The sequence below is a fragment of the Saccharothrix deserti genome, assembly GCF_009769385.1.
In the GTDB taxonomy this organism is placed as follows: domain Bacteria; phylum Actinomycetota; class Actinomycetes; order Mycobacteriales; family Pseudonocardiaceae; genus Actinosynnema; species Actinosynnema deserti.
The window spans coordinates 1-10,495 of the sequence record NZ_VKAB01000018.1; the positions used below are offsets into that span (position 1 = coordinate 1).

The 10,495-nt window shown below is 70.8% G+C and carries 7 protein-coding genes and 1 pseudogene; 2 read left to right on the plus strand and 6 right to left on the minus strand.

Annotation, left to right across the window (positions count from 1 at the left end; all coding sequences use genetic code 11):
* The first annotated feature begins 196 nt into the window (after positions 1 to 196).
* Entirely contained in the window at positions 197 to 607 is a 411-nt protein-coding gene (locus FM051_RS28260; RefSeq protein ID WP_158848594.1) for a RidA family protein, read from the plus strand.
* A 138-nt stretch (positions 608 to 745) separates the two neighbouring features.
* Here the strand turns inward: FM051_RS28260 and FM051_RS28265 are convergent, their stop codons facing one another.
* On the minus strand, positions 746 to 1,417 hold the full coding sequence (locus FM051_RS28265; protein ID WP_238412700.1) for a DNA alkylation repair protein: 672 nt from the start codon (positions 1,415 to 1,417) through the stop codon (positions 746 to 748).
* Positions 1,418 to 1,640: 223 nt separating this feature from the next.
* Entirely contained in the window at positions 1,641 to 3,065 is a 1,425-nt protein-coding gene (locus FM051_RS28270; protein WP_158848596.1) for a WGR domain-containing protein, read from the minus strand.
* A 300-nt stretch (positions 3,066 to 3,365) separates the two neighbouring features.
* Between FM051_RS28270 and FM051_RS28275 the strand changes: the two are divergent.
* Positions 3,366 to 4,966 (plus strand): annotated as a pseudogene (locus FM051_RS28275) (ATP-binding cassette domain-containing protein).
* A gap of 133 nt (positions 4,967 to 5,099) precedes the next feature.
* On the opposite strand, the gene FM051_RS28280 reads toward FM051_RS28275, so the two are convergent.
* The 4 genes from FM051_RS28280 to gad form a co-directional block, all read right to left on the minus strand.
* Positions 5,100 to 5,816, minus strand: a complete 717-nt coding sequence (locus tag FM051_RS28280) for a DUF6250 domain-containing protein (RefSeq protein ID WP_158848598.1) — start codon at positions 5,814 to 5,816, stop codon at positions 5,100 to 5,102.
* A 528-nt stretch (positions 5,817 to 6,344) separates the two neighbouring features.
* Positions 6,345 to 7,523: a cytochrome P450 gene (locus tag FM051_RS28285; protein ID WP_158848600.1), complete on the minus strand. Its 1,179-nt coding sequence runs from the start codon at positions 7,521 to 7,523 to the stop codon at positions 6,345 to 6,347.
* Complete coding sequence (locus FM051_RS28290; RefSeq protein WP_158848602.1) at positions 7,520 to 8,698, minus strand: cytochrome P450; 1,179 nt, start codon at positions 8,696 to 8,698, stop codon at positions 7,520 to 7,522. Before FM051_RS28290 ends, FM051_RS28285 begins: the two co-directional genes overlap by 4 nt.
* Positions 8,699 to 8,702: 4 nt before the next feature.
* Entirely contained in the window at positions 8,703 to 10,073 is a 1,371-nt protein-coding gene (gene gad, locus FM051_RS28295; protein WP_158848604.1) for a glutamate decarboxylase, read from the minus strand.
* Positions 10,074 to 10,495: the final 422 nt, after the last annotated feature.

Consider the following 10,495-nt stretch of genomic DNA (forward strand, 5'->3'; position numbering starts at 1 on the left):
CTGCGCAGCGAACTCCACCAGCCGGGGCCGCACCCGCTCAATCTCCTCCGGAGTCACCCCGCAACCGAACCACCATCCACAATGGCCAATCAACTCGACACGCCGAAACTTAACAAAGTACTACTAGTCTCGTTGAAGTTCCCTTCAGATACCAGGTAGACATTGGATACCTACTCCGACAGTGAAGGGACAACCCATGGCAGTGCAGTTGCTGACCCCGGAGGGCATGTTCGCCCCCGTTCCGTACCACCACGTCTCGATCAGCACGGGTGCTCGTCAGGTGCACGTGGCCGGCCAGATCGCGCGCGACGCCGAGGGGAACCCGGTCGCGACAGGTGACCTCACCGGGCAGGTCGCGCACGCGCTGCGCAACACGGCGCGCGGCCTGGCCGGCGCCGGAGCGAACTTCGCCGACGTCGTACGCCTCCGGTTCTTCGTCACGCACTGGAGCCCGGACAAGTACCACGACTTCATCGCAGGCATCGAGCGCGTCGCAGACGAACTCGGGATCCCGCAGCCGTTGCCGCCCGTGTCGGCGATCGGCGTCGACTACCTGTTCGAGCCCGACGTGCTCGTCGAGGTCGAGGCGTTCGCCGTGCTCGACTGAGATTCAGGGCACCGCGTCACGGGGCGGTGGTGCCCGATGCCCGCAGGCGACACGGCGTCTGGTGGGCGCTCGTCCAGGGACAGGTCGTCCCTTGCCGCGTTCTGACGGGTAGCGGCACGAGCGTGGGCACGAACCTTCCTACTTGTCGTGCTGTCGGCGCACCATCTCGGCAATCCAGATGGGCGCGAACGGAGACGTGCAGTTCGGGGGCGTCGGGTAGTCCTTGAGCACCTCCAGGCGCTCGCCGATGTCGATTGCACGGGCGCGGTGCTCGGCGTGCTCGATCCCGATCTGCGCCAGGCAGTGGTTCATCGCCCACTGCAGGCGATCCGGGGCGTCTTTCATCTCCGCCTCGATGACGTCGAGCAGTCCCGCGAGGTGGAGGCCCTCGGGCTTCTTCGCCACGCGTTCGGTGGTCAGCGCCCAGCCGGCACTCGCGACCACCGGATCCGGATCGGCGGACCAGGCCAGGCGCAGCTCTTCGGAGTGCGGGCTCTTCTTCACCACGTAGTTCACGAGCCAGTCGTGCACCTTGGGGGTGCGCGCCTCGCGCAACATGACGTCCAACTCGTCACGCTCGAACGCCTTCGGGCGGCAGATCAGGATCGCCAGCAGTCTCGCCGCGGTGTCAGCCGTCTCCCAGAGCCGGCGCGCGAGTTCCTGCTGCGTTTTCAGCCGCTTCGCGAGCGCGCGCAGTTTGCCGAGGTTCACACCGTGATCGTCACCGTGTCTCTCGTTCACCTCGCGTGCCTTCGGGTCCTCGAGCGCGGCCAGCTCCGCCATCACCTCGGCCACCGTCGTCTCGGCCACTTCAGCCTCCTGTCCATCACGTGTGAGATGCGGACGTCACTGCCGCTCACACTCGACCAGCCGTATGGGAGCAGCACTGTGGGAACAGGTTGACTGCCCATGTAAGCCGCCAGAGTCCTGTTTCCGAAGGGACCGACAACGCTCTGATCCCGGTGGAGGAACGCGTCGCCGACCGCCGCTACGCCCCCGTGGTGTGGTCGGGAACGAGTTGTTCCGGCGCCGGTCAACGGAGGCGCTTGATCTCGCCGCGGGTGCGGTAGAACGACCCGCCGGCCGAGGTGAGCACCTCGGCGACCAGGTACCGGGCGCCGGGCACGCGGATGTTCTTGGGGAACTGCACGCCCCACGTGCGGTCGTACCCGTCCGAGACGACGTGCACCCTGAGCCGGCCGCCATCCTGCACGCACTCGACGACGACGCCCTCGCCCGGGGCGACGTGCGAGACGACCTCGACCTCGGCGGTCGCCTCGACGCGGTCGATGCTGCCTGCCTTGATGTCCTGGCGCTGCGGGAGCTGCCCCTGCTCGGCCGCGCGCACGGCGGCCGGGCTGGCGTCGAGGCAGGCGAGCGAACCGTCCGTCGTCACCAGGTAGAGCCGCTCGTCGCGGTACTGCATGGAGAACGCCGAGCCGCACCCGGTGGCGAGCTTCCACAGCCGGGTCCCGTCGGCGGCGAAGCAGTACACGGAGGACTGGTTGTCGCCCGCGAAGACGAACTCGCCGTCGGGCGACGTCGCGCAGGAGAACACGGGTGCGTCGCAGCGGTAGTTGCCCGTCTCGCGCCCGTCCGACTTGGCGAACCGGTGCACCCGGCCACGACTGGTGCCCGCGAAGACCTCGGTGCGCTCCTGCCAGCCGAACAGCACCTGGCCGACGGTGTCGGCGTGCCACGCCCGGTGACCGCGGCCGGTGTAGTGGGTGACGCCCCGGGAGTGGCCGTGGAAAACACCTTCCGCCGAGCAGCGGACCATCCAGGCGCTGTCGCCGGTGGCCGGGACCGACCACTGGAACTCGTCCTCGTGGTCCACCACGGTCACCCGACCTTGCCGGTCGGACACGCCGAGCACGCCGTCGTGGATGTCGAGCCAGTAGATGTCGACGTCGTCGGCGATCTCGTAGGCCACCCGGGGCACCTTGGCGCCGAGGTCGTACACCTGGCCGTCGTCACACCCCGCGTAGATCCAGAAGTCGTCGGCCACGATGCACTTGACGGAGTCGGGCAACCCGAACCGCCCGGTGACCCGGCCGTCGTGGGTGAGGGTGTAGACATCGCCCTTCTCGTTGCCGACCCAGGCGTGGTCCTCGCCGATGAAGATCCCGAACGCCGGGGCCCCGGAGGCGAACCGCCACAGCACCGGCGCCTGGTGGGCGGTCGAGCGGGTGCTGACGATCTGCCGCCGGCTCACCGGCCGGCTCTGGCGCACCCCCTTGACGGCGGGGGCGTAACCCTTGCGCACCTTCTCGCCGATCTTCTTCTCGGCCGCCTTGAGCGCCTTGGCGTGGTCGGCGAAGGTCGCTCTCCTGACCTGCCCCTGTTCCCCGATGCGCCCGTAGACGATGGTGACCTCGGTGTCGTCGACCCGCACCTCGTAGAACTTGTGCGCGCCACCGCCGGTTTCGGACAGCTCCAGGTACGTCGTGGCAGACATGCGTTCCCTCCCCCTTCACATGAACTGCGCGCACGCTATCGAGCGACACCGACAATTCCGGCGTCACGCCCCGGCGACCAGGGGATACGAGGGATCAGCGCGGTGCGGGAACACCCCCGCCCGCAGGACCACACCTGTCAGGCGGAATCCGGATGCGCGGATCACGGGGGTTGTCCTACCCTGGTGATCGTGATGCAGCACCTGTTCTTCCTCTGAGGGACAACGCCTCCACCGGTACCGCGAGCCGCGTACCGGACTTCGTCCTTTCTGCTCATCACCTCTCGTGGAGGCAGTTCCTTCATGTCGTCCCACCTTTCGCCCGCCCTTGTGCGCGCGGCGCACGTCCGCATGTCCGGCGTCCACGTCTCCTTCGGCGGACGGCCGTGCTCGCCGGGGTCGACCTCGTCGCCGCCGCCGGTGACCGCGTCGCCGTCGTCGGTGAGAACGGTCGCGGCAAGACCACCCTGCTCCGGGTGCTCGCCGGCGACCTGCCCGTCGACCGCGGCGAAGTGCACCGCGCGGGCTCGATCGGCGTCGCCGACCAGCAGATCCCGCTCGGCGCCACCGACACCGTCGGCACCCTGATCGACCTCGAACTGGCCGCCGTGCGCGGCGCTCTGACCCGCCTGGAGGGCACCACCGCCGCGCTCGCCGACGGCCGTCCTGGCGCGGACGACGCCTACGCCGCCGCGCTCGCGGAGGCCGAGGCGCTCGACGCGTGGGACGCCGACAGGCGGGTCGAGGTCTCGCCGGCCGCGCTGAACGCCGTCGACGACCGCACTCGCCCGCTCGGCACCCTCTCGGTCGGGCAGCGCCACCGGGTGCGGCTGGCCTGCCTGCTCGGCGCCGGGCACTCCGTGCTGCTGCTCGACGAACCGACCAACCACCTCGACGCGGGCGGGCTCGACCACCTCACCGAGCGGCTGCGCGCCCACCCGAGCGTGGTCGTGCTGGTCAGCCACGACCGGGCGCTGCTCACCGATGTGGCCACCTCGGTGATCGACCTCGACCCGTCCAGCGACGATCGGCCGCGGGTCTACGGCGGTGGCTACACCGCCTATGCCGAGGCCCGCCGAGCCGAGCGTGCCCGGTGGGAGGCGCTGCACGCCGAGCAGGTCGCCGAGCGGCAGCGCCTGGCCGACGACCTGTCCGCGGCGCAGAACCGGTTGCGCGACAACTGGCGGCCCGCCAAGGGGTACGGCAAGCACACCCGCGCCACCCGCGCGCCCGGCCTGGTCCGGGCCGTGCACCGACGGCAGGAGGAGCTGACCGCGCACGTGGTGGCGGTCCCGTCACCGCCGGCCCGGTTCGCCATGCCCGATCTGCCCGAGCACCGCGGTGCGACCCTGCTGCGGGCCGCCGCGGTGACCGTGACCGCGAGGCTCGCGCGCCCGGTCGACCTGGCGCTGGACGCCGGGGACCGGCTGGTGGTCACCGGGCCCAACGGCGCGGGCAAGTCGACGCTGCTGACTGTGCTGGCCGGCGACCTGGAGCCGAGCGCGGGCACGGTCACCCGCGCCCGGTCGGTGCGGGTCGGGCGGTTGGGCCAGGAGTCCGACCCGCCGGGCCGGCGCACGGCGGTGGAGCTGTACGACGAACAGCTCGCCCGGTCGGGTGTGCCCGGACCGGGGCTGGGTGAGTTGGGCCTGCTCGACGGGTACGACGGGCACCGGCCGGTGGCCGAGCTGTCGGTCGGCGCCCGGAGGCGGCTGGACCTGGCACTGGTGCCGGCCTGCCGCCCGCACGTGTTGCTGCTGGACGAGCCGACCAACCACCTGTCGGCCGCGCTCGTCGACGAGCTGACCGCCGCGCTCGGGTCCACCCCGGCCGCGGTGGTGATCGCCACGCACGACCGGCAGCTGTTGCGCGATACGGAATCCTGGCCACGGCTCGCCCTGTGAACCGGCACCGCACACGACGTGACTCCGTCGTGCGCGGTTCAACGTGAGGGTGTCGCGCCCCGAAGAGCGGGAGCTCGGCACCCTCCGCCTGACAAGATCGCCCGCCGAACCTGTTTCGCAGGTCGGCGGGCGGTCAGTGGCTGTCCGACAGTCGCCACACCCGGAAGTCCGCGATCCGGAAGTGGCTCCAGGTCGTGCGGAAGGCGAAGTGCCCGCTGGTGTACGGCTCCGGGTCGGCGTAGTCGAAGATGAGCCGCCCGTTGTTCCACCACTGCACCGTGGAGCCGTCCGAGACGATCCTGACGCGGTTGGGCTCGTTCGCGACGAGCAGCGGCTCCGCGTAGTCGTAGATCAGCGGCCGTACGCCCGCCTCGCCGATGTAACGGCGCAGCCGCGTCGAGGTGTTGTAATTGGCGCCGTAGCCCACGTAATACGTCTTCAGGTAGTCGTACTCCGCGAGCGCGCCGCCCCGCGCGGTGGCGAACAGGTCGTCCGGAGACCGCACGTCGAGGGCGTTCCAGAAGTTGTTGAGGTCCGACACGCGGTCGTTGACGCCGCCGGCAGAGACCGGGGTGGCGGTGTACGCGAGGACGTACGGCCCTTCGAGCCTGCGCCGGAACCAGACCGTCGCACCGCTCGGCACGTCGATCTCCAGCGCCCCGCGCTCGGCTTTCACCGTGCCGCCGTCCTGCAACTCGGTGGCCCACTGGCCGAGTCCGCGCCGGAAGTCGTCAGCCGCGATCAGTCGGCCGCGACGACGGCCGGGCGAGGCGTTCGCGGTCAACGCCGGAGCGAGTGCCGCGAGTGCGGCTCCGGCCACGAGGGATCCGAAGGCCCTGCGGGTGGTCATGAGACTCCTTCTGCGCCGAGGGGTGTGGTGATCAAGGGTCTGGGCTCACTTCGGGCCTTGCCACCCGGGCGACGAGGGCGGCTGTGGCTGTCATAGCGGCACCCGTTGGAAGACACGTCCCGCTTTCACCAGTCCTTTTCCTCTGAAAGGCCAGCGTACCCAGTGATCCACCTGCACGAGTCAGCCACCTGACGCATGATCTACATCACATCAGCACTAGTCGATTGACCACTTGCTCAAATTCTTGGACCGCCCGGTCGTGCCGGTCTGCGCCGACAACAGTGCTTGACATTCCGGTCGGGAATCTGTGCAAACGTGGCCGCGCAATGCGAAACCCGCCGCCGCGCGGCCACGAATGCGACAGGAGGAGTGCCGGCGTCGGCGACGTCAAAAATCACGGCTGGTGCACCGGCTCCACGCGCACGTCATGATCACCGGCGGCCTGCCGGTCACGGCCCGGCCACGGGCACCGGCCCCGTACTGGTACGCGGGGCCGGTGCCCGTGGCCGACCGGTCAAGTGGGCGTGGTCACCAGACGACGTTCAGCGGGCCCGGCAGGCGCAGCTTCCAGCCGTGTGGTGCCGACCGCCAGTCGGGTGCGGACCGCACGTCCGGCAGCCGGTCCAGCAGCACGTCCACCGACGTGCGCGCGATGGCCATGACGAACGCGAACGCCGGGCACCCGTGCGGCCCCGCACCGAACCCCAGGTTCGTCCGGACATCGCGGTGCACGTCGAACCGGTCCGGATCGTCGAACACGCGCTCGTCCCGGTTCGCCGACGCCACGCTCACCGACAGCATCGCCCCGGCCGGGACGTCCGCGCCGCCGAGCGTCACCGCACGGGTGGTCCGCCTGGTCACGTTGCCCAGCGGCGGAGTCCACCGCAGTGCTTCGTTGACCGCGGCGCCGACGAGCCACCGCTGGTCCGCCACCTCGGCGAGCACGTCGCGGTCGGCGAGCAGCGCGCTCAGCGTCCACGCGCCGACCCAGCCCGCCTGCAGCTGTGCCTGCGCGAGCTGCTTGATCACCGGAAGCACGTCCGCGTCCGACCGGGGTTCGCCGGTGGGGCGGTGGGCGTGCACCGCGTGCGACAGCACCGAACGGTCCGGCGTGGCCCGCACCCGTGCCAGCGCGCGCCTGAGGACGTCGTCCATGTCCGCCATCGCGTCCGCCACCGCGGTCTCCTTCGCCGGGTCGCGGCTGAAGTCGGTGAGCGCGTCGATGAGCGCGATGCCCCACCACCGCAGCCGGCCGGCATCCGCGATGTCCACACCGGACAGCTCGGCGTGCGACAGCGTGGCGACGGGCTCGAAGTACGCCGACACCAGCTCCGCGCGCCCGGCCGGGGCCAGCCCGGCGATGACCTTCTCCGCCCACGGCCGGACGATGGCGTCCACGTGGTCGTTGACGCGGTGCGGTGCGTAGTCCGGCTCGATCGCCTCCCGCAGGTCCTGGTGCGCGGCGCCGTTCCGGTTCATCAACGGCGGCCCGCCGCAGAGCCGGACGACGGGCGCGGCCGGGATGTCCGTGGTGAACGTCCCGGAGTCGGTGAGCACCCGCTGGACGTCGTCCCAGCGCGCCACGAGCCACTGGTCCGCCTCCGGCAGCAGGGACACGGGCTGTTCCGCCCGCAGCCGCGCGTACACCGGGTACGGGTCGGCGTCGAGCTCCGCGAGCAGGGAGCCCTCCGCCGTCGATCCGGTCATGACGCCCTCCTCGCCGCCGCGTCCCACACCGCGTCGAGCGACCCCGGCAGCCGCAGCTTCCAGCCGTGCGGCGCCGCGCGCCAACCCGGCGCCGGCCGCACACCGGGCATCCGCTCGAACAGCACGTCCAGCGCGGTGCGCGCCACGGCGGTGACCAGCGGGTGCGCCGGGCAGTCGTGCGGCCCGGCGCCGAACCCGAGGTGCATGCGGACGTCGCGGTGCAGGTCGAACCGGTCCGGGTCGGTGAACTCCGCCTCGTCCCGGTTGGCCGAGGCGATGGCCGCCGCGATCGTGCTGCCCGCCGGGATCTCCCGCCCGCCCAGCGTCACCGCCCGGGTCGTGCGCCTGCCCAGCACGCCGACCGGACCGCTCCACCGCAGCGCCTCGTACACCGCCGCGCCGAGCAGCGCCCGGTCCGCGCGGACCGCGGCGAACTGGTCCGGCGCGGACCACAACGCCACCAGCGTCCAGCCCGCCAGCCAGCCGGGCTCGATCGCGCTCAGCGCGATGTGCTTCAACACCGGCAGCACGTCGGCGTCCGTTCGGGCGTCGCCACGCCGCCGGTTCGCGTGCAGCAGGTGGGAGATCACCGACCCGTCCGGCTGCTCCCGCAGCCGCCGGACGACCGCGGTCACGGCCGCGTCGTCGGCCATCACCGCGGCCGCGTCGGCGTCCACCGCCGGGTCGCGCCCGAAGTTGTTCGCCACCTTGGTCAGCGCCCTTCCCCACCGGCGCAACGTGTCCGCGCCGGCGGGGCCGACCCCGAGCAGCGTGGCCTCGGCGATCGCCGCGACCGGCTCGAAGTAGTCCGCGGCCAGGTCGGCGCGGCCGGACGTGAACACGTCGTCGGCGACCTCGTGCGCGACCGGTCGGACGATCGTGTCCACGTAGTCGTTCACCCGGTGGGCGTCGCGGTCGTGCCGGAACGCCTCCCGCACGTCCTGGTGCGACTCGCCCTCCCGCAACAGCATGGGCGTCCCGCCGCACAGGCCGTGCAGCGGCGACGCCGGCTGGTCCGTGGTGAACCGCTCCGCGTCCGTCAGGACCGCGAGCACGTCGTGCCAGCCGGTCACCAGCCATTGGCGTGCCTCCGGCACCCAGCTCACCGGCTCCTCCCGGCGCAGCCGCGCGTAGGCCGGGTAGGGGTCGGTCTCCAGTTCCGAGATCGTGACCACGGCGTCAGTCCGTGAACGTCAGCGCGGTCGCCTCGGGCAGCGGGAACGGGTGGCCGGACAGCCGTTCGCTGTGCTTGGCGAGGCTCTCCAAGAACTTCGACGCGAGGTCGAGCGTGAACCCCTGCCGGCACACGACGCGGAGCACGTGCACGTGCTCCAGGTTCGGCGGCAGGCTGTACGCGGGCACGTGCCAGCCGTCGCTCTTGAGCGCCTCGGACAGGTGGTACACGGTGAAGCCCACGTCCTCCGGGTCGCGCAGGCGGAACGCCACCACCGGCAGGTCCTCGCCGTCGCTGATGACCTCGAACGGCCCGACGGCCTGGACGCCCTTCGCGACCTGCCGCGCGACCTCCTGGCACCGCTGCGCGATCATCTGGTAGCCGGCGAGCCCGTTGCGCAGGAACTGGTAGTACTGGGCGATCACGCCGGATGCGGGCCGGGAGAAGTTCAGCGTGAACGTCGGGTGGTGGCCGCCGAGCACGTTGCAGTCGAAGATGAGCGACTCGGGCAGGTACTCGGGATCGCGCCACAGGCACCAACCGGAGCCCGGGAAGACGAGGCCGAACTTGTGGCCGGACGCGTTGATCGACACCACCCTCGGCAGTGCGAAGTCCCAGGCGAAGTCGACGTCGAGGAACGGCGCGACGAACCCGCCGCTCGCCGCGTCGACGTGCAGCGGCACGTCGACGCCCCGGTCGGCCGCCACGCCGTCGAGGGCGGCCGCGATCTCCGCGACCGGGTCGTAGCGCCCGTCCTGCGTGCTGCCGAGCACCGCGACGACGCCGATCGTGTTCTCGTCCACCGCCTCGGCGGTGAGCGCCGGGTCGAGGATCGTGCGGCCCTCCGCGAGCGGCACCATCCGCGCTTCCACGTCCCAGAAGTTGCAGAACTTCGGCCAGCAGACGTGGACGTGGCTGCCGAACACCATGTTGGGCCTGCCGGTGCCGCCCCGCTCCCGCCAGCGGCGCAGCATGGCCAGGCCGGCGAGCATGGCCGCCTCCGAGCTGCCGCTCGTGGAGCAGCCGATGAACCGGCCGTCGTCCTCGTGCCACAGGTTCGCGAGCGCGTTGATGCACTCCTGCTCGATGTCGGAGCTGGCCGGGTACTCCTCCCGGTTCATGAGGTTGATCGAGGCGGTGTCCGCGTAGATCCGCTCCAGCTCCGGCTCGGCGGCCGTCGTGCAGAACGTGGCGAGGTTGAGGGCCGCCCGGCCGTCGAGCAACAGCCTCGACTGCACGATGCCCGCCGCGACGCTCGCGGGCATCGGGTTCTCCGGGAGCCTGCCCTTCGGGACGACATCCTCGTCGATCCGCTGCGCGAAGACGGGAGCGATCTGCAAATCCTGCTCATCGGTGATCACGCGCTGCAGACTCATGGCGACCTCATTCGTCAGAACTTTCGAGGGACGATATGAGGTTTATCGCAGCATTCAGAGTAGAGTTACCCATCTTTCAGGTGAATCAAGCCTAACCCATTCGGGCGTGAACAATGGGATCGCAGGTCCCGCCGGGACGGGTGGTCGCAGGCCGAAACGTTCGCCGTTCACCTGGAATGCGAGCACGAAAGAGCGAATACCACTGGTTTCGACAGCGGAACGTGATGAATCGCCTCACGGCGCTACTGCATTCCGGCGACATCGCTGCACTGCAAGCTGACGCGCGCAGAGTCACCGAACCTCGTGCGATCAGCACCCGTGGTCATGTCGTGGATGCAGACCGGCCACCAGGTGGCGGAACTGGGCACCGCGTCGCGTCGCAGACCGTGGGGCGGAAGCCCGCCCCGGACGCCCGCCGGCTG

Excerpts from the sequence above, each read along its gene's own strand:
- FM051_RS28260 (WP_158848594.1), top strand. The coding sequence starts at position 197 with ATGGCAGTGCAGTTGCTGACCCCGGAGGGCATGTTCGCCCCCGTTCCG.
- FM051_RS28270 (WP_158848596.1), bottom strand. The coding sequence starts at position 3,065 with ATGTCTGCCACGACGTACCTGGAGCTGTCCGAAACCGGCGGTGGCGCG.
- FM051_RS28280 (WP_158848598.1), bottom strand. The coding sequence starts at position 5,816 with ATGACCACCCGCAGGGCCTTCGGATCCCTCGTGGCCGGAGCCGCACTC.
- FM051_RS28285 (WP_158848600.1), bottom strand. The coding sequence starts at position 7,523 with ATGACCGGATCGACGGCGGAGGGCTCCCTGCTCGCGGAGCTCGACGCC.
- gad (WP_158848604.1), bottom strand. The coding sequence starts at position 10,073 with ATGAGTCTGCAGCGCGTGATCACCGATGAGCAGGATTTGCAGATCGCT.